General features: G+C 71.0%; 28 protein-coding genes. 13 read left to right on the plus strand and 15 right to left on the minus strand.

Annotated features, from left to right (window positions below; translation table 11 throughout):
- Positions 1–48 precede the first annotated feature (48 nt).
- Entirely contained in the window at positions 49–1,266 is a 1,218-nt protein-coding gene (locus BLU02_RS05350; RefSeq protein WP_060923559.1) for an ROK family transcriptional regulator, read from the plus strand.
- On the opposite strand, the gene BLU02_RS05355 is transcribed toward BLU02_RS05350, so the two are convergent.
- Positions 1,218–2,354 carry a Gfo/Idh/MocA family protein gene (locus BLU02_RS05355; protein WP_060923558.1) on the minus strand — a complete coding sequence of 379 codons (1,137 nt, stop codon included), beginning with the start codon at positions 2,352–2,354 and terminating at the stop codon, positions 1,218–1,220. The genes BLU02_RS05350 and BLU02_RS05355 overlap by 49 nt on opposite strands.
- Complete coding sequence (locus tag BLU02_RS05360) at positions 2,354–3,160, minus strand: sugar phosphate isomerase/epimerase family protein (protein ID WP_060923557.1); 807 nt, start codon at positions 3,158–3,160, stop codon at positions 2,354–2,356. The genes BLU02_RS05355 and BLU02_RS05360 overlap by 1 nt, the downstream gene beginning before the upstream one ends.
- Before the next feature lie 104 nt (positions 3,161–3,264).
- Here BLU02_RS05360 and BLU02_RS05365 point away from each other — a divergent pair, with 104 nt between their 5' ends.
- Genes BLU02_RS05365 through BLU02_RS05375 form a run of 3 tightly spaced genes read left to right on the plus strand, consistent with a single transcriptional unit; the run spans position 3,265 to position 5,531 of the window.
- A complete protein-coding gene (locus BLU02_RS05365; protein WP_060923556.1) occupies positions 3,265–3,906 on the plus strand; it encodes a TetR/AcrR family transcriptional regulator in 642 nt (213 codons plus the stop codon).
- Between the two features lie 9 nt (positions 3,907–3,915).
- Positions 3,916–4,548: a DUF4166 domain-containing protein gene (locus BLU02_RS05370; RefSeq protein WP_083370902.1), complete on the plus strand. Its 633-nt coding sequence runs from the start codon at positions 3,916–3,918 to the stop codon at positions 4,546–4,548.
- Entirely contained in the window at positions 4,545–5,531 is a 987-nt protein-coding gene (locus tag BLU02_RS05375) for an epimerase (RefSeq protein WP_060921768.1), read from the plus strand. The genes BLU02_RS05370 and BLU02_RS05375 overlap by 4 nt, the downstream gene beginning before the upstream one ends.
- Before the next feature lie 22 nt (positions 5,532–5,553).
- Here BLU02_RS05375 and BLU02_RS05380 read toward each other — a convergent pair whose 3' ends face one another.
- The 4 genes from BLU02_RS05380 to BLU02_RS05395 are packed head-to-tail and all read right to left on the minus strand — an operon-like array spanning position 5,554 to position 8,137.
- Positions 5,554–6,498 (minus strand): DUF1214 domain-containing protein, encoded by a 945-nt coding sequence (locus BLU02_RS05380; protein ID WP_060921769.1) that lies wholly within the window; start codon positions 6,496–6,498, stop codon positions 5,554–5,556.
- 33 nt (positions 6,499–6,531) lie between these two features.
- Positions 6,532–6,918: a PLDc N-terminal domain-containing protein gene (locus tag BLU02_RS05385; RefSeq protein ID WP_060921770.1), complete on the minus strand. Its 387-nt coding sequence runs from the start codon at positions 6,916–6,918 to the stop codon at positions 6,532–6,534.
- Positions 6,919–6,957: 39 nt separating this feature from the next.
- On the minus strand, positions 6,958–7,887 hold the full coding sequence (locus tag BLU02_RS05390; RefSeq protein WP_060921771.1) for an aldo/keto reductase: 930 nt from the start codon (positions 7,885–7,887) through the stop codon (positions 6,958–6,960).
- A gap of 55 nt (positions 7,888–7,942) precedes the next feature.
- Positions 7,943–8,137, minus strand: coding sequence for a helix-turn-helix domain-containing protein (locus tag BLU02_RS05395; RefSeq protein WP_060921772.1), 195 nt, complete (start codon positions 8,135–8,137; stop codon positions 7,943–7,945).
- Between the two features lie 118 nt (positions 8,138–8,255).
- Between BLU02_RS05395 and BLU02_RS05400 the strand changes: the two genes are divergently transcribed.
- The 3 genes from BLU02_RS05400 to BLU02_RS05410 are packed head-to-tail and all read left to right on the plus strand — an operon-like array spanning position 8,256 to position 9,688.
- A complete protein-coding gene (locus BLU02_RS05400; protein ID WP_231919646.1) occupies positions 8,256–8,627 on the plus strand; it encodes a helix-turn-helix domain-containing protein in 372 nt (123 codons plus the stop codon).
- Between the two features lie 24 nt (positions 8,628–8,651).
- Entirely contained in the window at positions 8,652–9,047 is a 396-nt protein-coding gene (locus BLU02_RS05405) for an ImmA/IrrE family metallo-endopeptidase (protein WP_060921774.1), read from the plus strand.
- 38 nt (positions 9,048–9,085) lie between these two features.
- Complete coding sequence (locus BLU02_RS05410; protein WP_060921800.1) at positions 9,086–9,688, plus strand: GNAT family N-acetyltransferase; 603 nt, start codon at positions 9,086–9,088, stop codon at positions 9,686–9,688.
- A 24-nt stretch (positions 9,689–9,712) separates the two neighbouring features.
- Here the strand turns inward: BLU02_RS05410 and BLU02_RS05415 are convergent, their stop codons facing one another.
- Complete coding sequence (locus BLU02_RS05415; RefSeq protein WP_025105563.1) at positions 9,713–9,919, minus strand: hypothetical protein; 207 nt, start codon at positions 9,917–9,919, stop codon at positions 9,713–9,715.
- An 88-nt stretch (positions 9,920–10,007) separates the two neighbouring features.
- Between BLU02_RS05415 and BLU02_RS05420 the strand changes: the two genes are divergently transcribed.
- Entirely contained in the window at positions 10,008–10,619 is a 612-nt protein-coding gene (locus tag BLU02_RS05420) for a flavodoxin family protein (protein WP_060921775.1), read from the plus strand.
- A gap of 9 nt (positions 10,620–10,628) precedes the next feature.
- Here the strand turns inward: BLU02_RS05420 and BLU02_RS05425 are convergent, their stop codons facing one another.
- The 4 genes from BLU02_RS05425 to galU form a co-directional block, all read right to left on the minus strand.
- Positions 10,629–10,940 (minus strand): DUF7882 family protein, encoded by a 312-nt coding sequence (locus tag BLU02_RS05425; protein ID WP_025105561.1) that lies wholly within the window; start codon positions 10,938–10,940, stop codon positions 10,629–10,631.
- A gap of 149 nt (positions 10,941–11,089) precedes the next feature.
- Entirely contained in the window at positions 11,090–11,962 is an 873-nt protein-coding gene (locus tag BLU02_RS05430) for a hypothetical protein (RefSeq protein WP_060921776.1), read from the minus strand.
- 82 nt (positions 11,963–12,044) lie between these two features.
- A complete protein-coding gene (locus BLU02_RS05435; protein ID WP_060921801.1) occupies positions 12,045–12,656 on the minus strand; it encodes a GNAT family N-acetyltransferase in 612 nt (203 codons plus the stop codon).
- A gap of 45 nt (positions 12,657–12,701) precedes the next feature.
- Positions 12,702–13,589: a UTP--glucose-1-phosphate uridylyltransferase GalU gene (galU, locus tag BLU02_RS05440; RefSeq protein ID WP_060921777.1), complete on the minus strand. Its 888-nt coding sequence runs from the start codon at positions 13,587–13,589 to the stop codon at positions 12,702–12,704.
- A gap of 40 nt (positions 13,590–13,629) precedes the next feature.
- On the opposite strand from galU, the gene BLU02_RS05445 reads away from it, so the two are divergent.
- The 3 genes from BLU02_RS05445 to mscL are packed head-to-tail and all read left to right on the plus strand — an operon-like array spanning position 13,630 to position 14,970.
- Positions 13,630–14,226 carry a 5-formyltetrahydrofolate cyclo-ligase gene (locus tag BLU02_RS05445; RefSeq protein ID WP_060921778.1) on the plus strand — a complete coding sequence of 199 codons (597 nt, stop codon included), beginning with the start codon at positions 13,630–13,632 and terminating at the stop codon, positions 14,224–14,226.
- Between the two features lie 15 nt (positions 14,227–14,241).
- Complete coding sequence (locus BLU02_RS05450) at positions 14,242–14,514, plus strand: FmdB family zinc ribbon protein (protein WP_025105556.1); 273 nt, start codon at positions 14,242–14,244, stop codon at positions 14,512–14,514.
- A gap of 24 nt (positions 14,515–14,538) precedes the next feature.
- Complete coding sequence (gene mscL, locus BLU02_RS05455; RefSeq protein ID WP_060921779.1) at positions 14,539–14,970, plus strand: large conductance mechanosensitive channel protein MscL; 432 nt, start codon at positions 14,539–14,541, stop codon at positions 14,968–14,970.
- A 71-nt stretch (positions 14,971–15,041) separates the two neighbouring features.
- Here the strand turns inward: mscL and BLU02_RS05460 are convergent, their stop codons facing one another.
- Together BLU02_RS05460 and BLU02_RS05465 are read right to left on the minus strand one after the other, a co-directional pair.
- Entirely contained in the window at positions 15,042–15,239 is a 198-nt protein-coding gene (locus tag BLU02_RS05460) for a hypothetical protein (protein ID WP_060921780.1), read from the minus strand.
- Positions 15,232–18,912 (minus strand): ATP-binding protein, encoded by a 3,681-nt coding sequence (locus BLU02_RS05465; RefSeq protein ID WP_060921781.1) that lies wholly within the window; start codon positions 18,910–18,912, stop codon positions 15,232–15,234. The genes BLU02_RS05460 and BLU02_RS05465 overlap by 8 nt, the downstream gene beginning before the upstream one ends.
- A gap of 227 nt (positions 18,913–19,139) precedes the next feature.
- Between BLU02_RS05465 and BLU02_RS05470 the strand changes: the two genes are divergently transcribed.
- Positions 19,140–19,652, plus strand: coding sequence for a methylated-DNA--[protein]-cysteine S-methyltransferase (locus BLU02_RS05470; protein WP_060921782.1), 513 nt, complete (start codon positions 19,140–19,142; stop codon positions 19,650–19,652).
- Between the two features lie 63 nt (positions 19,653–19,715).
- Here BLU02_RS05470 and BLU02_RS05475 read toward each other — a convergent pair whose 3' ends face one another.
- Positions 19,716–21,353, minus strand: a complete 1,638-nt coding sequence (locus tag BLU02_RS05475; RefSeq protein WP_060921783.1) for a monocarboxylic acid transporter — start codon at positions 21,351–21,353, stop codon at positions 19,716–19,718.
- Positions 21,350–21,697, minus strand: a complete 348-nt coding sequence (locus tag BLU02_RS05480) for a DUF485 domain-containing protein (protein WP_060921784.1) — start codon at positions 21,695–21,697, stop codon at positions 21,350–21,352. The genes BLU02_RS05475 and BLU02_RS05480 overlap by 4 nt, the downstream gene beginning before the upstream one ends.
- A 109-nt stretch (positions 21,698–21,806) precedes the next feature.
- Between BLU02_RS05480 and BLU02_RS05485 the strand changes: the two genes are divergently transcribed.
- Positions 21,807–22,664: a LuxR C-terminal-related transcriptional regulator gene (locus BLU02_RS05485; RefSeq protein ID WP_060921785.1), complete on the plus strand. Its 858-nt coding sequence runs from the start codon at positions 21,807–21,809 to the stop codon at positions 22,662–22,664.
- The last annotated feature ends 73 nt before the right edge of the window (positions 22,665–22,737 follow it).

Genomic DNA, 22,737 nt, shown 5'->3' on the forward strand with positions numbered 1-22,737 from the left:
CCGAAGTCGCACAGCCGACTGCGAGAAGTGCTGTGCTTTACTGACGCCATGGTTGACGTGCTGAGGCCGCTCGCGACGCCCTCCCCCGGGACCGGCGAGATCTTCCAGATCCTCCGCGACGGGCACGCGCGCACCAAGGCGGAGCTCGCCGCCCTCACCGGCCTCGCCCGCTCCACCGTCGCGTCCCGGGTCGACGCGCTGCTCGCCGCCGATCTCCTCCGCCCCGCCGGTGAAGCGGTCTCGACGGGCGGCCGCCCTCCGGCCCGCGTCGCCTTCAACCCGCGCGCCGGCCTCGTCCTCGCCGTCGACCTCGGAGCCACGCACGCGACCGTCGCCGTGGCCGACCTCGCCGGCGTGATCCTCGACGCGCACACCCGCGCGATCGACATCGGCGACGGACCGGAGGCCCTCCTCGACGCGATCCTCGCGGAGGGGACGGCCCTGCTCGCCGCGACCGCCGACGGCCTGCCCCTCGTGGGCGTCGGCATCGGCGTCCCCGGCCCTGTCGAGCACTCCACGGGGCGCCCGACCAACCCGCCGATCATGCCGGGCTGGGACCGCTTCGACGTCCCCGGCTACGTGCAGCGCACGTTCGACGTCCCGGTCCTCGTCGACAACGATGTGAACATCCTCGCCCTCGGCGAGCAGGCCACGAGCTGGCCGCGGGTGGACGACCTCGTGTTCGTGAAGGTCTCGACCGGCATCGGCGCCGGCATCATCGCCGGCGGTCAGCTGCAGCGCGGGGCGCAGGGATCGGCGGGCGACATGGGTCACGTCCAGGTGCCGATGAGCGCCGGCTCGGGGCGGGAGCCGGGCGACGAACGGGATCTCGAGGCCCTCGCGAGCGGTTCGGCCCTCGCCGTCGCGCTGCGCGCCGAAGGTCACGACGTGCACAGCGCCTCCGACGTCGTCGACCTCGTCCGCGCCGGCAACGCCGCGGCCATCGAGGCTACCCGCCAGGCGGGTCGCGATGTCGGCGAGGTGCTCGCGACGGTCGTGAACCTGCTCAACCCGTCGATCATCGTGCTCGGGGGCAGCATCGCCCGCGCGGGAGAGCACCTGCTCGCCGGTGTCCGCGAGGTCGTCTACCGCCGCTCGATCCCGCTCGCCACCCAGCACCTCGCGATCGTGCAATCGCAGGCGGGCGACCGCGCGGCGGTGCTGGGGGCGGCGATCATGGTCGCTCGCGAGGTGCTCTCCCCCGCGAACGTGGACCGCTACGTCGCCGCGAAGGGATCGAAGTCGGCGGGCAGCGCGCCCACCTGATCCAGCGTGCTCGCGACCTCCACGAACGTGCGCCGCGCTGCAGCCTCCTCGATCGAGAGGAGCGTGTCGAGCACGTGGTACCCGAACTCGCCGGTGGCGACGTGCGGTCGGTCCTCCGCGATCGCGCGCACCATGTCGAGCAGCCCGAGCCCGCGCCCCGCGAGCACCCCCTCGGGCGTGACATCGACGACCTCCTGCACCACCGGCTCCGGTGGCACGAAGTGCCGGGACAGCGGCCGGGTGATCGTGATCGGCCCGCCGAACGTGTTCGGGTCGGGGATGACGAGGGTGCCCTCGGTTCCCGTGATCTCCACGATGCCCTGCCGAACCAGCGGCGAGTCCGTGCTGTAGAGGCTCTGGGCCTGACCGCCGCCTTCGAAGTCCATCAGGACGCTGAGCGTGGACGGGATCTCGACCGGGAACTCCTCCCCGGCACGGTCGCCGACCTGCACGCGGCGGGTCGGCGACCCCTGCAGCCCGAGGGCGGCCACGGCGGCCACCGGCCCGAAGACGTGGACCAGGGTCGAGACGTAGTACGGCCCCATGTCGAGGAGCGGCCCCGCCCCCTTCGCATAGAGGAACGCGGGGTTCGGGTGGAAGATCTCCGGTCCCTGCCACTGGAAGGTCGTCTGGCCGAACAGCGGACGGCCGATGTCGCCGCGGGCGATCGCGCGCTTCGCGGTCTGCACACCGGGACCGAGGACGGTGTCGGGCGCGACGCCGACACGGAGTCCGGCCGCTGCGGCCGTCTCGAGAAGGCGTCGCGCCTCCTCGCGGTCCACACCGAGCGGCTTCTCGGTCCACACGTGCTTTCCGGCGGCGACGATGGCCTCCGAGACGGCGACGTGCGCGGCGGGGATCGTGAGATTCACCACGATGTCGATGCCGGGATCGTCGAGCACGACCTCGACACCCCCGCCCCGCGGCACCCCGTACGCCGCGGCCTGCGCGCGCGCCCGCTCCTCGACGAGGTCGCCGACCGCGCGCACCTCCACGTCCGGGAAGTGCGTGAGGTTCTGCAGATACTGGTCGCTGATGTTCCCGGCGCCGATGAGGCCGACGCCGACGACACCACCCCCGCGCACCATCAGCGCGCCACCTCGGCGTCGAGGAAGACCCGGCTGCGCTCGATGGCGTCGAACAGGTCACCGTCGTAGTGGTCGAACTCCACGATGGCGAGTTCGAGCGCGGGCGCGGCGGCGATCGCCTCCCGGAGCGGCACGGTCCCGTCGCCCGCGGACACCTGATCGGCCGGCGGGTACGCGTCCAGCAGCGCGGGGTCGAGGGTGCCGTCCTTCGCGTGCACCGCGATCACGCGCTCGCCGAGACGCTCCACGAGGGCCGCCGGATCGACGCCGCCCCGAGCGACCCAGTAAAGGTCGACCTCCAGCACGACGCGCTCATCGAGGTGCTCCGCGAGGACCTCCAGCCCGGTCACCCCGTCGAACACCGCCTCCAGCTCATGCGCGTGGTTGTGGTAGCCGACCCGGACGCCGGCCTCGGCGCCGATCTCCGCCGCCTCGTTGAGCAGCCGGGCGGTCTCGACGATCTGATCGATGCGTTCCCAACGCGCCGGCTCGGTGTAGGGATCGATCACCGTGCCCATGCCGAGCGCCTTCGCGGCCGCGAAGACCTCCGCGGGCGAAGGCACGGGGGCCGTGGTGCCGGAGCCGTCAGGGCGTACGAAGGTCGGCGTGGCCAGGAAAGCGTGCCCGGAGGGGGCGGTCAGTCCCGCGGCCGACACGGCGGCGGCCATGGCGTCCGCCCGGCGCACGAAGTCGTAGGGCTCGACCGCGGTGAACCCGCGCGCCGCCACCGCGGCGAGCGTGCCCTCGAGGTCGGCCTCCAGCTGCTCGCGGATCGTGAACAGCTGCAGAGAGGTCTGGATCGTCATCGGTCGTGCTCCTCGGTCGTCGGTGACAGGTGGGCATCGCGCCCCGGAGGCACGCTAGCACCGAATACCTCCACATGGAAGTTTTCTGTCGATAGACTCGCGACATGCCCGCCGCACCCTCCCACGACTCCGAACGCCCGCGTCCCCGCGGGACGTACGCCAAGGGCATCGCCCGCCGCCAGGAGATCCTGGACCGCGCGATCGAGGTGTTCGCGGCCCGCGGCGCCGACCGCACGAGTCTGCGGGCGATCGCGAAGGAGGTGGGGGTGACGCATGCCGCCCTCACCCACTACTTCGGGTCGCTGGAGGAGCTGCTCGTCGCGGTCTACGTCGAGAGCAACGCCCCGGGACGCAAGACCGAGCCGGAACCCGCGAACCCCGTCGAGGGGATGATCCGGTCGGCCAGGGCCAACCGCGAGGTCCCCGGCCTGGTGCAGCTGTACTCCACGCTCGTCGCCAGCGCGCTCGAGGAGGGCCACCCCGCCGCCCGCGCCTTCGCGACCGAGCGCTTCGCCCGCCTGCGGGCCGACATCGCCGAGACGGTCCGGGAGCAGCAGACGGACGGGCGCATCCGGGCGGACGTCGATCCTCTCGCGGTCGCCGCCCTCGTCGTCGCGGCCTCGGACGGCCTGCAGACGCAGTGGCTGCTGGACGACACGGCTCCGCAGCACGAGGCCCTCGCCCTCCTCGACCGTCTGCTCCGCCCGGCGGACGGCGCGGGCCGGGGCGGCGTCCGCGAGGGCTAGGCTCGAACCGTGACGCCCGTGCCGCAGTCCCCGTACGCGAGGGCCCTCGGCGAGCGCCTCGCCGAGCTGCACCCCCGGCTCCGGACCTACTTCCAGGCGGTCCCGGACGGGATGGTCGGCGTCGGCGAAGGCACGTTCCAGCGCGTCGGCACGCCGCGCCGCGCGCTCTGGCCGCTCCTCCGCCGCCTCGAACGGCGCGGGGTGGTCGCCGCCCGCTGGGAGCGCGACGTGCCCTTCCGCATCGAGAACCGCACCATCGCCTCCCGGGCGATCGCCGAGCGCACCTTCCGGTTCGCGACCGGGCCGTGGGTCATGCGCGACGCCGTCGCCCCGACGCGGCACGGCCGCATCGTCGACGAGCTCGGCGAGCCCGGCCTCATCGCGGCCTGCTTCGATGTCGAGCCCCGCGCGGGCGCTCTGCACCTGACCAGTCGCGCGGTGGGCATCCGCCTCGGGCGCTTCCGGCTCCGCATCCCGCGGATCGTGGCTCCCGTGGTCCGGCTCGTCGAGCGCTGGGACGACGAGGCCGGTCGCCAGCGGGTGCGCCTGACGGTCGACGCCCCGCTCCTCGGCCGCCTCTACGAGTACCGGGGCGACTTCGACTACGCCCTCGAACCCGATCGGAAGGACGACAGCGCATGAGCACGGACCGGGCGGTCATCGGCGGGGCCACAGGGTTCATGGGGCGATTCCTCACGGCACGACTCCGGGATGCCGGGCGCGAGGTCGTCACGATCTCCCGCTCGGGAAGCGACCTCACCTGGAGCGATCAGGACGGCATCGACGCCGCTGTCGACGGGGCCTCGCTCGTGGTCGGCCTCGCGGGAAAGAGCGTGAACTGTCGCTACACGCCACGCAACCGTGCCGAGATCTTCCGCTCCCGCCTGGACACGACCGCGGCCCTGAGCCGCGCCATCTCCCGCGCGGCCACCCCGCCGCCGCTGTGGATCAACTCCTCGACGGCCACGATCTACCGGCACGCGGAAGACCGGCCGATGACGGAGTCCTCCGGCGAGATCGGCACCGGCTTCTCGGTCGAGGTCGCCAAGGCGTGGGAGCGTGCCCTCTTCGCCGACGCGCTCCCCGGCACCCGCCGCGTGGCCCTCCGCACCGCCATCGTCCTCGGCGACGGCGGTGTGCTGGAACCGCTGCGCACGCTCGCGCGGCGGGGGCTCGGCGGCCCGCAGTACGACGGGTTCTGGCCGGTCGGTCCCGCGCGCCGCGCCGCCGGTACCGCACACCTCCCCGGCGCCCGTCGCGGTCGGCAGCGCTTCAGCTGGATCCACATCGAGGATGTGGCGCGCATTATCGAGTTCCTCGAACGGACCCCCGCTCTGGACGGGCCGGTCAACGCCGCCTCGCCGCACCCCGTCGACAACGCCACCTTCATGGCCACCGTGCGCCGCGTGCTGGGGGCGAAGGTCGGTCCGCCGATGCCGCGCTGGATGCTCGAGCTCGGCGCCATCGGCATCCGTACCGAGACCGAGCTCGTGCTCAAGAGCCGGTGGGTCCTCCCCGAGAAGCTCACCGCCGCCGGCTTCACCTTCCGCTACCCGGACCTCGAGGAGGCCGTCTGTGCCTCGTTCGCCGCGGCGGACGCGAACGCCCGGACGCACGTGGCCTGACCGCGGTCGCGCGAAGAGCCCGTCAAGCCGACTCCGGGAGCGCCGGGAACGTCCAGCTGCCGTCGAGCACCTCGGGGCGGGGGCGGTAGAGGCGGACGAGGTAGTTCCAGCCCTCCGTGATCGGCAGCACGTTCGGCACCCCCTCCGGATGGTCGCCGAAGCGGACGGTGATCGTGCCGTCGTCGTTGCGGACGCCGGTGATGTCGTTGATCGTGTAGGCGTCGCGATCGTTCGGCTCGAAGAAGCCGTCCGCGTTGTACACCGAGATCGACCAGAAGCCGTCGACCGGAACCTCGCCGACCGTGAGCTCGTACCGGCCCACCGGCAGACGGGGGTCGACGCCGATGTAGCTCGCTTCGGATGACGGCAGCCCGCCCCAGCCCGCCGCCGTGCCGATGAGGTGCCGCACCGGGTCGACCTCGCGCTCGCTGCCGAACATGCGGTCGAAGCCTCGCAGGTTCCGCGCCAGCGCGAGCAGCGCCTGGCGGGTCTCGTCGAAGCTGACGGTGTCGTAGTCCGGCATCGTGAACGGCGTGGCCGACCCGCTGTGCAGCGCGATGCGGTCCTGCAGCGCCCCCACCTCCGCCACATCCGCCGGGTCCGCGGGGTCCACGAGGATGCGGACGGCCAGCACGACGTACGGAGTCCCGAACTGCGCCACCGTCAGCGTGTGCTCGCCCGCCTCGTGGAAGATCGCATCGACGTAGTGGTGCTCGTTGACGACCATCGCCGAGAGGTAGCGGTCGCCGTGCTCCGGGATGGTGAACGTCGCGCCCTCGCTGATGTCCAGGACCGCGAAGCTGTACAGGGTGTCCCGGTTCAGCCGGATCACGGTCTGCCGGTCGATCGCGGCCGGAGCCCTGTTGTGCAGGAACCGATCCACACCCCCGGCCTCCTTCTGGAGGTCGCGCATCATGCGGTGGGTCTCGGCGAGGGCGAAGTTGTCGACGTTCACGAGGATGCTCATGACGGCATCCTGGCAGGCTGGACCGCTCGGCGGCTAGGACGAAGGAAGAGCGTCGTCTCCCCGCTCCCGACGCCGCTTCTCGATCTCCTCGCGGAGCCGCCACTCCTCGATCTCGCGGTCGAGGTCCGCGATCTGCTGCTCGGTGGAGCGCACGTCGACCGGCGGCGCTGAGCGTGTGACCGTGGTCGTCGGGGCGGTCGGGCGCTCGGCGCGCCGCATCCGCGGAAGAGGGACGCCGGCGTCCCCGTACTCGCGGCCGATCGCGAACCACAGCGCGCTGCCGATCAGCGGCAGGAGGATCACGATGATGATCCAGACCATCTTCGGCAGGTACTTCACCTGCGAGTCGTCGCGCGTGATGATGTCGATCAGGGCACCGATCATCAGCGCGATGACCAGGAGCGAGAACAGGAACGGCATGGGTTCAGGGTAGACGACGCACGGGCCGGAGCCGAGGGTTCACGGCAGCAGGTGTCCGGCGGCGCGGAAGAGCTCGTACCACTCCGAGCGGGTGAGCACGACGTCCACCCCGGCCGCCGCCTCCTGCACGCGGTGCGGTGTCGTCGTCCCGAGCACGACCTGCATCCCGGCGGGGTGCCGGGTGATCCAGGCGGTGGCGATCGCGGTCGGTGTCACTCCATGGACTCCGGCCAGACGCTCGATCACCGCGTTGAGTTCGGGGTAGTCCGGGTGCCCGAGGAAGACGCCGCCGCCGAAACCGCTCTGGTAGGGCGACCAGGCCTGCACGGTGATGCCATGGATCCGGCAGTAGTCCACGACGCCGCCGCCGTCGCGACCGATGCTCTGATCGTGCCCGGCCATGTTCGCGGCCACCGGCTGCGCGATGATCGGCGCGTGCGTGAGGGACAGCTGCAGCTGGTTCGCGACCAGGGGCTGCCGCACTGCGGTCTTCAGCAGCTCGATCTGCGAGGGCGTGTGGTTGGACACCCCGAACGCCCGGACCTTGCCCGATGACTCGAGGTGGTCGAAGGCGCGGGCCACCTCTTCCGGCTCGACCAGAGCGTCCGGCCGGTGCAGCAGGAGCACATCGATGCGGTCGGTGTGGAGGGCCGCGAGCGAGCCCTCCACCTGCCCGACGATGTGGTCGTAGCAGAAATCGAACATGCCCTGCGCCGGCACGATGCCGCACTTGGTCTGCAGCACGATCTCGTCGCGCTCCGCGCCGCCGAGCTGGAGGGCATCCGCGAATCGTGCCTCGCAGTGGTGCATCCGGCCGCCGTAGATGTCCGCGTGGTCGAAGAAGTCGATCCCGGCGTCGCGTGCGGTCGTGTACAGCGCGCGGATCTGCTCGTCGTCGAGGCTGTCGATGCGCATCATCCCGGCGATCAGGGCCGGAGCGGTCGTCGATCCGAAGGAAACGGTCTTCATGCGCCCACGCTACTTCATCGCGTCCCGCCCGCCCGCGGCACGAGCGGGCCCCGCCTCAGGGCGCGCAGGGAAGCAGGCGCGTGACGGGGACGCCGAGGACCATCGCGATCCCCGCGACATCCTCCATCGTGAAGTCCGCGCGCTCCTCGAGGAGGTCTGCCAGGGCGGGAGGTGCGATCCCGGCCTGCTCCGAGAGGTCCATGAACGACACTCCGGCGTGCAATCGCGCCGCCTCCACCGCTGATGCCATCAGATGACGCAATTCTGTCCCCATACGCCTACGGTACCGCCACGCACGGACACCCACACTTCTATAACCCACCAATATGACGGCATCCTGCTGTCGGCCCGCTGCTAAGGTGAGCCGGATGAAGACACCAGCCGAGCAGTTCAACGAGGCGATCGGTCGTCAGATGCGGGCGGAGATCGCGGCGGCACGCAGCAGCATCGCCGCCATGGCGCGCGACGTGGGCATCGCCCGGAGCGCGCTGGACAACTACGTGACGGGCAAGCGCGCCATTCCCGTCCCTGTGGTCTACGCGGTGTGCGCCACGCTCGGGATCGAGCCGCACGTCCTCGTCGCCCGGGCCGAGGAGCGCCTGGCCGCCGACGGCATGTCGGCGATCATCACCCCCTTCCGGCGCCGCACCGATGTCGCCACCCCGCGCGACAATACCCGCGAGGTCGCCTTCGAATCCGGATCCGCCCGCGAGACGGACACCGACGACCTCTACGAGTAGACGACACCGACCGGACGGAGGCCCATGCAGCATCTCCTCCGTCTGGCCGACGAGCTCGGTCTCCGCGTGATCGAACGCACAGGTCCCACCCCCGGAGGCTTCCAACCCGTCACCCGGACCATCCGGCTCGCTCCGGGGATGAGCCGGCGTACCGCGCGCAGCGTGCTCGCCCACGAACTCGGCCACGCCCACCTCGGCCATCAGCCCACACGGCAAGCCACCTTCCGCGCGCGACAGGAGCGGCAGGCCGATGAGTGGGCCGCGCGATGTCTGATCACGCCCGCGGCGTACGCAGCGGCGGAGCAGCTCCGCGGCACCCACCTGGCCAGCCTGGCGTTCGAACTCGACGTGACGATCGAGATCGTCCTCGCGTTCCAGCGTGTGCTCCTCCGGAAGAACCCGTCCGAGTCCGCCGCCTGATGATCGGGGACGGCGGGCGACGCTGGTTGAATGACCTCATGGCCTTCCTCGTCACCCCCGCCCCCGTCACTCTCACCGGCGAGCTCGTCGAGCTCCGCCCTCTCGACCGGTCGCACGTCGACGGACTCGTCGAAGCGGTCACCGAGGGCGACCTGTGGAAGACGGCCTGGTACACCTCGGTTCCGGCGCCCGACGGCGTCGCGGCTGAGGTCGACCGCCGCCTGGGCCTCGTCGCCACCGGCGAGATGGTGCCCTTCACGGCCTTCGACACCGCCGGCCGGGTGCTGGGCCTCACGTCGTACTACGACATCGTCGCCGACGTCCCCCGACTGCACATCGGATACACCTGGAACCGCCCGTCCGCGCACGGCACGGGCACCAATGCGGAGTCGAAGCTGCTGCTCCTCCGCCACGCCTTCGAGACGCTGGGGGTGTTCCGGGTCGGGCTGACGACCCAGTGGGTGAACTTCCAGTCCCGCGCCGCGATCGAACGGCTGGGAGCGAAGCAGGACGGCGTGATGCGGGCCATGAGCCGCTACCGCAACGGCGCACTCCGCGACAGCGTGGAGTACTCCATCATCGAGCCGGAATGGCCCGCGGTGCGGGCGAACCTCGAAGCGAGGCTCGCCCGGCGACGGTGAGCGCGGGGCGCCGCCCCGCGCTGGTCACTCGGTCGGGCTGCCGGTCCAGTTCTTGGAGCGACGCGTGGCAGAACCGCGCTGACGCATCGCGAACCCGAGAGCCAGCGAGACGAGCAGGATGCCGCCGACGAAGGTGAGCGCGGCGAGCGTGTCCGGCATCTCGTGGGCGATCCCCAGCAGCCAGAAGCCTCCGAGGAACATGATCATGAAGAAGAGGAAGCTGAGGATCACGGGATCTCCTGTCGTCGGTGCTCTACCAGGATAGCCCGGCCCCGGGAAGGCCCTGTGCCGCCGCCCGGATCTCTGGTGGAGTCGGAGCATGGACACCTCCCTCACCGCCCTCGCGATCTCCTGCACCCTCAAGCCCTCCCCCGCGTCGTCGAGCTCCGATCTGCTCGCGCGTCAGCTGCTCGATGCCCTTGCCGAGCACGGGGTGACGGGTGACCTCGTCCGTGCCGTCGACCTCGACATCCGTCCCGGCGTCGAGAAGGACATGGGCGACGGCGACCAGTGGCCCGGCCTGCGTCAGCGGGTCCTCGATGCCGACATCCTCGTCTTCGTCACGCCGACGTGGATGGGACAGCACTCGAGCGTCGCCCAGCGCGTGCTGGAGCGCCTGGACGCCGAGCTCGGCGAGACGGACGAGCAGGGCCGCCCGATCCTCTTCGACAAGGTCGCGATCGCCGGTGTCCTCGGGAACGAGGACGGCGCGCACCACATTTCCGCGATCCTCTTCCAGGCGCTGAACGACATCGGCTACACGATCCCGGCCCAGACGTCGGTGTACTGGAACGGCGAGGCCATGCAGACCGTGGACTACAAGGACCTCGACGAGACCCCGGAAGCCGTGAGCTCCGCGATCGCGACCGCGACCCGCAACGCCGCGCACCTCGCCCAGCAGCTCACTGCGCAGGCGTACCCCGCCGAGTAGCGGAGGCGCTCAGTCGGCGGGACCGTCGACGACCTCGTCCACGAGGCTGATGCCTCCCGACGAGCTCGCCTCGACCATGAGGGCCTGGATCCACTTCACGTTCAGCTCCGGCGTCTCCGGCTCCGAGAAGGTGAAGCGCAGCGGGATCGACGGATGCAGCCAGATCGTCGAACGTCCCGGCACGTCGCCGTCGGGGTGCTTCCAGGACAGTGTGAAGCTCTCGTTCCGGCGGAGTTTGGTCGCGATCGCGACCTTCAGATGGGCAAGGGCGCGGTCCTCGATCTGGATCTCGCTGCCGGAGCCGTACTGCATGGTTCCCATCCCACGACTCTACGGCCCCGAGCGGGCGGGACGCGAGGAGCGACACTTGCGCGCGTCTCCGGTGTGCCCGTGCGGCCGAGACGGCCGGAACCGCTCGCCGGGAGCGGCACGGAGGCGTCAGCGGAGAAGACCCGCGCTCACCGCGACGGTCATCCGGCTGCCCGACGCTGGAGGAGCTGGCGCACGTGCGCCTCGATCTCCGCGTCGTCGACGAAGCCCATGCGGGCGTACGGGGATTCCGCCGCTGCCGCCGATGCCGCCGGAGCTGCCGGGAGGCTGACGGGCGCTGCCGGCGCCATCTCCTCGGCGCGGGCACGGAGCGCGGCGACCCGAGCGGCCTTGCGGCGCTCCTCCTGTGCATCGATCTCGGCGCGAGCCGCCTGGGCGCGCGATCCCGACACCGACACCATCGGCTCCGGGAGCGGACGCGGGGTCCAGGTGGCGGGCCCCTGGTCATGCAGGGTCGGAGCGACCCTCTCCGCGACGGTCTCGACGGCCGCGGGCTGCGGACGTCGGGCAGCGCGCACAGCGACCGCGGCCATCCGCTGCAGGACGATGGTGGCGATGAGGGCTGCCACCCCGCCGCTCCAGAGGAGCACCGCTCCCCCGGTGGCCAGGAGCTGCCAGATGCCGAGCCCGACAGCGACGAGGCCGAGGACGAGCGCGCCGGTCGCCGTCAGGCGCACGCGTCGGCGGGCCCGGGCGCGACGGACCACGGGATCGGCCCGCGTGGCGGCGAGTTCCTGGCGGAGGGCCTCGAGCTCCGCGGCTTCCCGCTGGGCCTGCAGCCGCTTCGCGAGCTTCTGCTGGGCCACGACGGTACGGGCATTGAGCTCCATGTGCACCTCGCTGGGCGTCTCGCTCGTCTCGGCGAGGATCCGCAGCGCCTGATTGAGCCGCACGGCGTTCCGCTCGGCCGCGTTGTACTGGAAGCGCCCGCGCCAAGAGGGCAGCAGGTACAGCATCCACAGGAGCACGGCGACGAGCACGATCACTCCCCCGCTCAGCACCGGCCCGTCCATAGGACAACGGTAACGGCGGCGGACCGGCCGCGCCGTGCAGTCGGGGCGCGTGTCGCGGCGTGTCCTTCCGCAACGGGCGATGTCAGAGGCTGATGCGGTCCGCCGGCGGGATCGTCGCCGCGTGCGGCGGCACCTGTCCGTGGATCCACCGGGCGAGTACGCCCTGAGGGACCTCCTCCTGCGTGAGGGCGAAGGCATAGTGGTCGCGCCAGTCCCCGTCGATGTGGATGTATCGCCGGCGCAGCCCCTCGTACCGGAAGCCGAGCTTCTGGACCACGCGAAGGCTCGCGGCGTTCTCGGGCCGGATGCAGATCTCCATCCGATGCAGCCCGTACTCCGTGAAGCAGGCGTCCGTGGCGAGCGCGACCGCGGTCGGGGTGATCCCCCGCCCCGCGAAGCGCTCACTCACCCAGTACCCGATCGTCGCCGAGCACAGCGAGCCCCGGGCGACACCCCAGACGTTCAGCTGCCCGGCGACCTCACCGTCGTACTCCATGACGAACGGGTAGCCGCCGCCGTCCCGGTACTGCTGGAGCAGCCGACGGATGCTGACCCGCATGTCGAAGGAGACCGCCCCGTGCGGGATCGTCGCCTCCCACGGCTGCAGCCACGCGCGGTTCGCGAGCAGCTCCTGCTGCAGAGGCCGCGCGTCCTTCGTCCGGATCAGACGCAGCTCGACCGGTCCGTGCCGCATCCCCGTCGACAGCTCCACGCCGCACCTCCGACGACCGCGAGGCGCCTAGAGGCGCTCCGCGAAGTCCTTGAGCCAGGGGCGCAGCTCCGAGCCCAGGTCGTCGCGGTCGGCCGCGAGCTGCACGATCGCCTTGATGTAGTCCACGCGGTCGCCGGTGTCGTAGCGGCGGCCTCCGAAGACGACGCCGACCACGCCGGGACCGCCGTCCGCCGTCGCGAGCTCCTGCAGCGCGTCGGTGAGCTGGATCTCTCCGCCCTTGCCGGGCTCGGTCCGCTCGAGGATCTCGAAGACCGATGCGGGGAGCACGTAGCGTCCGATGATCGCGAGGTTGGACGGGGCGTCCTCCTTCGCGGGCTTCTCGACGAGGCCCGTGACACGAACGGCGTCCGACCCCTCGATCGGCTCGACGGCGGCGGCCCCGTACATGTGGATGCTGTCCGGGTCGACCTCCATGAGGGCGATGACGGCGGCGCCCGTGCGCTCGTGCTCCGCGATCATCTCCGTGAGCAGCGGGTCGCGCTCATCGATGAGGTCGTCGCCGAGCAGCACCGCGAACGAGCTGTCGCCGACGTGCGTCCGAGCGCGGAGCACGGCGTGGCCGAGACCCTTGGGCTCGCCCTGGCGGACGAAGTGGATGTCGGCGAGGTCGCTCGACTTCATCACGCGCTCCAGGCGACCCGTGTCGCCCTTCTCCATGAGCTTCACCTCGAGCTCCGGCACGGAGTCGAAGTGGTTGGAGATCGCGTTCTTGTTGCGCCCGATGATCACGAGGATGTCCTCGATCCCGGCGTTCGCCGCCTCCTCGACGACGTACTGGATCGCCGGCTTGTCGACGACGGGGAGCATCTCCTTCGGCATCGCCTTCGTCGCGGGCAGGAATCGTGTCCCCAACCCGGCAGCGGGAATGACAGCCTTGATCTTCTCGTGAGCCATTCCCACAGCCTACCGGTGGGGGCCGCCCTAGACTCGGACCATGGCTAACGACGTCGAGCACGCCAAGCGAGCCCTCCGCGCGGAGCTGCGCGAGCGGCGTCAGCTTCTGTCCGATCCGCAGCGCGAAGCCGCTGCCACGGCGATCGGCGAACGGCTGGACGCCCTCGTCGACGAGCTCGGCGCCCGCTCCGTCTCCTGCTTCCTCTCCACCACCACGGAGCCGGGCACCAGGGAGTTCGTCACCCGCGCGGTCCGCCGCGGGATCCGGGTCCTCCTCCCGGTCACCCGCTCCGACGGACTGCTGGACTGGGCGGTCGCCGACGACACCGACGAGATCGCGGAAGGCCTCCACGGGCTGCCCGAGCCCACCGGCGAGGTGCTCGGGCCGATCGCGGTGAACGACGTCGATCTGATGATCGTCCCCGCCGCCGCCGTCGACCTTTCGGGGATGCGCATGGGCTGGGGCCGCGGCTACTTCGACAAGACCATCGGCTCCATGGAGAAATGCCCTCCGGTGTACGCGGTGATCTATGATTCCGAGGTACTCGACGAACTGCCGCGCGAGGTGCACGACCAGCCGGTCGACGGCATCGTGACCCCGTCGCAGACGCTGCATCTGTCGCCTCGGCGACGCTGACCCGCAAGGACCGCCATGCCCACCTACGCCTATGCCTGCACCGCGTGCGGGCACCAGTTCGACGCCGTCCAGAGCTTCTCCGACGACGCGCTCACGGTCTGCCCCGAGTGCGGTGGCGCGCTGCGCAAGCAGTACGGCTCGATCGGCGTGACCTTCAACGGCTCCGGCTTCTATCGCACGGACTCGCGCGCCAAATCCGGGGGTTCGAAGGATGCTTCGGCATCATCGAAGTCGGATTCGACGACGAGCGCCAAACCGGCTGCTGCGTCGACTCCCGCCTCGAACTGAGGCCCAGTCGACTTGGGGGTTTCCATGCTCAAAGGATTCAAGGACTTCCTGCTCCGCGGGAACGTCATCGATCTGGCCGTCGCGGTCGTCATCGGCACCGCCTTCACGGCCGTCGTGACGGCCGTGGTGAACAGCATCATCAACCCGCTCATCGCGCTCTTCCTCAAGGCCGATGCGGCCGGGAACTTCGGCATCCCTGTCACCAACATCTACGGCGAAGAGGTCGTCTTCCCGATCGGCGACCTGATCTCGGCGATCATCAGCTTCCTCGCGGTCGCCGCGGTCGTCTATTTCGTCTTCGTGCTGCCGATGAACACCTTCAAGGCGCACGTCGAGGCACGCAAGGGCACGCCCGCCGAGGAGCCGGAGGAAGAGCCGGCCGCCGCGACCGAGGCGGAGCTGCTCGTCGAGATCCGCGATCTGCTCAAGACCCAGCAGGGTCCGCGCGGCGTCTGACCGCACCGCGCTCACGACCCACGGCTCTCCTCGGAGGGCCGTGGGTCTTTCTCGTTCCGGGTGCGGCCGCCTCAGTAGTGCGGAGGCACGTCGCGGAGGAGCTGGTCGTCATTGGGCCCCTTCGGGTCACCCGGGGCCGACCGGCGCGGCGCCTGGCCCTCCGGGACCTCCGGCGCCGGGTCGCTGCCCTCGACCGGCGTCAGGCGCGCCCGCCGGGAGCCCGGCACCCGGACGACCCGCTGACGCGGCTCGTCACGGCCGTCAGTCATTCCGGTGGTCGCCGAGGTCGAGGGGCTGCGTGTCGTTCTCCGCGCGCGGGGCCGACTCCGAGATGCCGAGCACCGTCGCGATCCGGGACGCCACGGTGCGCGGGTCGCTGTAGAGGTCGAACGCGTGGACGCGGACGTAGTGCCAGCCGAGGCGGCGGAGCACATGCGGGCGCAGCCGGAGCGTCTCGCGCAGGGACTCCCCCCGGGACTCCGGATCGGACTCGATCACGACGGCCTTGCCATTGTGCTGCGCCACGAGCGGCAGGAGCCCTCGGTAGTCGACGTCGACGGAGGCCCCGAGACGCCGGAGCTCCCTGGCCAGCGCGAGCGTGAGCGGGTCGGCCAGATCCTCCAGGCGCGCGTCGCGGGCGCGGGCCGCGAGACCGCCGAGGATCGACATGAGCGTAGCCGCGCCGTGCTCGAGACGCCCGTCGTCGAAGGCCGAGGGGCGGATGGACGAGACGATCACCATGGAACGCCGCGCCCGGGTCATCCCGACGGTCAGCAGCCGCTCGCCGTCCGGCGTGGACAGGTCGCCGAAGTCGCTGAGGACGCGGCCGTGCTTGGTGAGCCCGAAGCCGAGCGAGAAGATGACACGGTCGCGGCTCTCGGCGACGGACTCCTCGAGCGTGAGCACGGCGAACGGCTCCGCGGTGTCGCGGGCGACGAAGTCGGCGACGTCGGAACGGCCGGCGAAGGCGGCGGTCACGGCGGCCCGCACGCGCTCCGCGTGACGCGTGCTGGCGGTGACCACCATGAGCGACTCCGTCGGGCGGTGCACGGCGTGCTCGACGACGAGCGTGACGACGCGGGCGACCTCGGCGTCCGGGCTCTCGACGGCGCCGGACACGGGATCGGGCGTCCCGGTGCCGCCTTCGACGTAGTCGACGGTGAGGCTGCCGCGGCCGAGGTACGACCCCGCCCACGGAAGGGAGACGATCTCGCCGCCGTAGAACGCGTCGTTGATGAGCTCCGCGAGATCCTCGCCGCCGGCACGGTAGCTCCGGGTCAGCGTCATCACGGGGAACAGCTCGGACAGCCGCTCGAAGACGGAGACCTCGTCGAACGGGACCTCCTCCTCCCAGTCCTCCGCGGGGTCGACCGCGATGCGGAAGGGAGAGGGCCGCTGCGTGACCGGGTCTCCGAAGGCGACGACCTGCCGGGCACGGCGGATCGCCGGGGCCGCCTCGGCGAGGTTGATGGCCGCGGCGTCGACGAGGAGCACGGTGTCGAACTCCACCGCGTCCGGGATCTCCGGGACGAGGTAGGGCGACGAGATCCAGACCGGAGCCAGGACGTCGACGAGCGTCGGTGCGGCGCTGACGACCTCGGCGGCCGTCGTCGCGGACTGCGTGAGGGCCCGGCGCAGGTTCTGCGACTGCTCGGGCTCGTCGACGATGGCGATGCGCCACTGGTTCGCGAGTTGCCAGGCGAGCAGCGGTCCCGCCATCGCCGCGTGCGCCTCGTCCACCAGCCGGAAGTCGCGCTCGAGGCGGTCGACCACGGCCGTGTTCGCTCCGAGCAGCGCCCGGTTGTCCTGCAGCGCGCGCTCGAGAAGGGACTGCCACCAGGCGAACTCGAGCTCGTCCCCCACCCGGGCTTCGGAGACGTGGCGCACCGAGAGCTCGGTCAGCAGCGGCTCCAGGCCGAGGAGGGCGAGCTTGTCACGCAGCTGCGCGCGCTCGACGAGGTTCTCGAAGACGTCGGACTTCGCCGCGAGGCCCGCGAGCATGCGCACGAGTCGCGCGACCGGCAGCGAGGACAGCGGCTCGCGGCGGCCGAGAGCGGCATCCAGCTCGGCCAGCTCGGCCTCCACCCGCTGCCAGGAGGCGAACACGTCGGCGAGGCCGAGCGGGATCTCCGGCGCGACGCCCGCGTCGACGTAGCGCTGCCACTGCGTGCGCTGGGTCTGGATGCGCAGCAGCGCCTCGTGCATCTCCGTCACGTGCACGCCGGGGCGGACGTACTCCTTGGCGAGACGGCGGAGGCGGCGACGGTTGGCTCCGGACATCCCGGGCGCGTCCCGGCGCGAGCCGTGCGCCTGGATGAGCTCCCCGAGCGGACGCTCGAACACCGTCGGGCTGAACCGGTCCAGGGTGTCGCGGATGCCCTGCAGCAGCTCGAGGTAGTCGCCGAGCTCGTCGATCGTCGAGAACGGTCGCATGTGCGTCTGCGCGATGAGCTCGTAGCCGCGCTCCAGCAGGGCGGGCACGCTGACGGCATGGAGGCGCCCGGCGAGCTCGTGGGCGGCGCGGGCGGCCTCGGTGCTGCCGAAGGTCACGCCGTACCAGGGCGAATCGTTCGGGCCGACGCGGAACTCGCCGAGCCGCGCGGCGTGCGCCAGGGCGGCGGCCGCGTCCCTGCGGTCCTTCGCGAGCCGGCGCAGGGCGTCCACACTCAGGCGGGCCGTGGTCGACGGCGGGACCGGCAGCGACGCGAGGCGGGTGAGGTGCCTGGTCGCGTCCAGGACGGAGGCGTCGAGGCCGGGGATCGGGACGGTCAGAGCGTCGCGGTAGTCGCGGAGCACCGTGCGCAGCCGCACGAGCGCGTCGTCGACCTCGCTCACCTTGGGCGCGGTCGCCTTCTCGTTCCTGCCGATCGCCCGGACGAGGTCGCGGCGCAGGCTCGCCGGGGACACCGCGAGGCTGTCGAGGCCGATGCCGGCGAGGCGGTGGCGCACGCCGTCGAGCGTCGACCGGCGCGCCGAGACGACGAGCACCTTCTTGCCGGCACGGACGAGCTCGCCCAGCGCGTTGATGACGGTCTGCGTGCCGCCGGTGCCCGGCAGCGTCGCCACGGTGAGGGAGTGACCGGCGGTGATGCGGGCCAGCACCGCCTCCTGCTCGGCATCGGCGTCGAGGAGGAGCGTGTCCGAGGCGGGCGCGCGGTCGTCGGGGCCGATGTGGTGAGGAACGGCCCTGGGTGCCGTGACCTGCTCGCGATCGCCGACGTGGCCGCCGAGGGCGTTGAGGACCGGGTGGTCGAGGGTGCCGCCGTCCTGGGCCATGGCACCCGCGACGTCGGCGAAGGTGGAGACGACGAGTCGAGGCTCGACGGAGAACGTCTCGATCGATCGGGTGAGACCGCGAAGGCTGTCGATCACCGGCTGCGGCTTGAAGATGCCGCCGTCGTAGGCGAGCGCCGCGAGGGCTGTGGCGTCGAGCGACAGCCCGAAGTGCTCGCGGGCGACCCGGACGAGCTCCGGATTCACCTCGAAGGCGCCCTGCAGCTTGAGCTCGAAGTCCGTGTGATGGCGGCGGATGGCGAGGGGTCGCAGCAGGACAGGGGCGGCGAAGGTCGCCCCGCCGATGCGCCACCGCGCGACACCGACGGCGAGGTGCACGGCTTCGATCCCCCGGACCGTGCGCAGCTCGGTGTTCTTGGCCGTGATCCGCTCGGCGGCCAGCCGCGCGGTACGCAGGCCCACCTCGTCGCGGAAGAGGTTGGACAGCAGCGTCGACTTGCCGGTGATGAACTGCGGGAGGCTGCCCGGGTGCGCCTTGGAGATGTCGATGCCGGATTCCGGCCCGTCGCGGAAGCTGCTCAGCGGCGAAGGACCGCCCAGATCGGCGGCTTCGGCCCGCAGGCGCGTGCGCTCGGCCTCGGCGGCGTGCGCGATGCCGACTCCGGTGGACGAGTCGTGCAGGTCGCCGAGGGACACAGCGTTGTCCACCGCTGTGCTGTTCGCAGACCTGCTTTCCCGTCGCCACACACTCACACCCTAGGCGCGACACCGCCGGAGATCGGTATCCACGGCGGGTTTCCGGTGAAAAACAGCCGGTACGACGCCCGCTCGGACTGCTCCTCCCCGGACGGTCGTGCGCTCACGTTGTCCACGGAACGCGCGACCGGGCCGGCGACCGGTTCTCTCGTGTCGAGCGGGCCGGTCAGGATGGGGACATGACTTTCCGCTATGACTTCGCTCCGACGCCCTTCGGCGATGCCCTCGCGGTCTTCTCCGACGAGGGCATCGTGCGCTTCGACCTCTCCGAGTCCGCAGACCCGCAGGTGCCGTGGCTGCTCGAGAGCGTGTCGCGGCAGCTCGGTGCCGTCCCGGAGCCCGAGCCCGGCGCCGCCGACGAGCTCGTCCCGCTCCTCGATGCCTACTTCGACGGCGAGCCCGTGCGCTTCGACGAGCGCGTCCGCCTCGACTGGCGCCTCGTGGACGGTTTCCACCGGGCGGCGCTGCACACCGTGTGCGACATCCCCTGGGGCCAGACCCTGAGCTACGGGGAGGTCGCGGTGCTCGCCGGCCACCCGGGGGCCGCGCGCGCCGTCGGGACGGCGTGCCGCCTCACGCCGTTCTCGATCATCGTACCCGTGCACCGGGTCGTGCGATCCGACGGCTCCGCGGGGCACTACGGCGGCCATCCGGAACGGAAGCGCTTCCTTCTGGACCTCGAGTCCCGATGAATCCCGCTCCTGGGGCGCGGGCCCGGCGAGTAGGCCGCCGGGCCCGCACCCGAGGAGGTCGCGTCAGTGGTCGACGGCCTTCTCCGCGCCGAAGCCGGTGAGCGAGCGCACCTCCATCTCGGCCGCCAGCTCGGGAGACTCGCGCCGCGTGCTGGTGACGGTCCCGAGCCAGCCGAGCGCGAACCCGAGCGGTATGGACACGATGCCCGGGTTGTTCAAGGGCCAGACGGCGATGTCGATCCCCGGGATCATCGACGTCGGCGTGCCGGAGAACACGGGCGACAGGATGATGAGGATGATCGCCGAACCGAGCCCGCCGTACATGCTCCACACCGCGCCCCGCGTCGTGAACCGGCGCCAGAACAGCGAGTAGAGGATCGTCGGCAGATTGGCCGATGCCGCGACCGCGAAGGCGAGCGCGACGAGGAACGCGATGTTCTGCCCCTGCGCCCCGATGCCGCCGACGATCGCGAGGATGCCGATGACGATCACGGTCCGGCGAGCGACCCGCACCTCGCCGTTGGGATCAGCCTCGACCGGCTTCCCCGAGGCGTCCTTGCGCCCCTTCTGGATGACGTTCGCGTAGATGTCGTGGGCGAACGACGCCGCCGCGGTGATGGTGAGTCCGGCGACGACCGCGAGGATCGTGGCGAACGCCACCGCGGAGATGAACCCGAGGAGCACCGGACCGCCGAGCTTCAACGCCAGCAGCGGCGCAGCGGAGTTCACTCCCCCGGGTGCCGCGGCGATCACATCGGCCCCGACGAGCGCACCGGCTCCGTAACCGAGCACCAGCGTGAGCAGGTAGAACCCGCCGATCAGCCAGATCGCCCACACCACCGAACGCCGTGCCTCCTTGGCCGTCGGCACGGTGTAGAAACGCATGAGCACGTGCGGCAGACCCGCAGTGCCGAGCACGAGGGCCATGCCCAGCGACAGGAAGTCCCACGGGTTGGCGCCGTACTGCAGACCGGGCGCCAGGACCGCCTCACCCTTGTCGGAGTTGGCCACCGCTGCCTCCAGGAGGGTGTTCAGGCTGAAGCCGTTGATCGCGAGGACCCAGATGGTCATCGCCAGGGCACCGCCGATGAGGAGCACCGCCTTGACGATCTGCACCCAGGTGGTGCCCTTCATGCCGCCGATGAGCACGTAGACGATCATGAGGATGCCGACGACGGCGATGACGACCGACTGCCCGACGCGCCCGTCGATCCCGAGCAGCAGGGACACGAGGCCGCCCGCCCCCGCCATCTGCGCGAGGAGATAGAAGAAGCAGACCGCGAGCGTGGTGATCGCCGCCGCCATCCGCACCGGGCGCTGCTTCAAGCGGAACGAGAGCACGTCCGCCATCGTGAACTTGCCGGTGTTGCGCATGAGCTCCGCCACGAGCAGCAGCGCCACCAGCCAGGCGACGAGGAATCCGATGGAGTAGAGGAATCCGTCGTACCCGTTGATCGCGATGGCGCCGCAGATGCCGAGGAACGACGCGGCGGAGAGATAGTCGCCGGCGATCGCGAATCCGTTCTGGGGCCCGGTGAAGGAACGACCAGCTGCGTAGTAGTCAGCGGCCGTCTTGTTGTTCCGACTGGCGCGGATGACGATGAACAACGTCACCGCGACGAAGGCGAGGAAGATCGAGATGTTGAACACCGGATTGATGTCGAGTGCCACATCCTCGGTGGCCGTGCGGATGATGGTCATGCGTCCGCCTGCGCCTTCTCGAGTTCTTCGCGGATCTCCGATGCCAGCGGGTCGAGCTTCCTATTCGCGAATGCGACATACGCCATCGTGATGGCGAATGTCGTCACGAACTGTCCGAGCCCGAACAGCAGCCCCACGGTGATATCCCCCCAGACGCGCTGCGCCATGAAATCGCGGGCGAATGCCGCCAGCAGCACGTAGACGAAATACCACACGAGGAAGAACGCGGCGAGGGGGAAGATGAAAGAGCGCTGCGTCCGTTTCAATCGCAGGAATCGAGGGGATTGCTCGACGGCGACGTAATCGATCGCACCGTTCTGAGGGGTCGGAACCTGTTCGCTCATGGGGCCTCCTTGCCACATGTCCGCTGCACGCGCGGCTGTCGCCGCCCGAGTGGTAGGGTCGACGCTACGAAACGGGGAACGGTGCCGTCACCCCCGAAAGTAGGTATTCGTGAGCTCTCCGATCACCGTCGAATCCGAGGCGGAGCTCGTCGCCAACGCGGTGCGCGAGCTCGCGCGGCGCACGCGCTTCCCCGTCGCGTTCGGCGGGCTGATCGAAGAGGGCGTCGTGAGCGTCACGAGCATCGTCGGTGCCCGCACGCGTGCTCTCGACGGGCTCCGCGTGCGCCCCGAGCGCGGCCTCGGCGGGCGGGCGATGATGGAGCTGCGCCCGCGGATGACGAGCGACTACGGCTCCTCCCGCCAGATCACCCACGACTACGACGTCTTCGTGCTCGGCGAAGGCCTGCGGACGCTGCTCGCCCTGCCGATCGTCGTCCAGGGGCGCCCGCGCGGCGTGCTCTATGCCGGCGCCTGGGCCGAGGAGAGGATCGGCGGCGTGACGACGGCACCGGCGATGCAGGTCGCCCAATCCGTCGCCGATGAGCTGCGCATCCGGGACGAGGTGCAGCGCCGTCTGCGGGCCGCGTCCCCGTCGCCCGCAACGGTCGCGCCGGCCCAGCGCGAGGAGTTGCGGGAGAGCTTCGCCGAGCTGCGCAGCATCGCCGCCACCGTGGACGACGCCGGCATCCGCGCGCGGCTGGCGCAGGTCGAGCGCCGACTGCTGACCCTCGCCGGTGACGACCTCCCGACGACGACCGGTCCCGTCCCCGTCATCCACCTCTCCCCGCGCGAGACCGACGTCCTCGCGTGCGCCGCCCTCGGATCGACGAATGCGGAGATCGCCGCGCACCTCGGTCTGCGGGAAGGCACCGTCAAGGCCTATCTCGGCACCGCGATGTCGAAATTGGACGCGTCGACGCGGCATGCCGCCGTGACCAAAGCACGTCGCGCGGGCCTGCTTCCCTGAATCGGCATTCTCCACGACCGCGTCATACGGGGCCATGAAGGAGCGGCCTTTGTTGTGCGCATTCCCGCCGCCG

It is taken from the genome of Microbacterium paraoxydans, assembly GCF_900105335.1.
Taxonomy (GTDB): Bacteria; Actinomycetota; Actinomycetes; order Actinomycetales; family Microbacteriaceae; genus Microbacterium; species Microbacterium paraoxydans.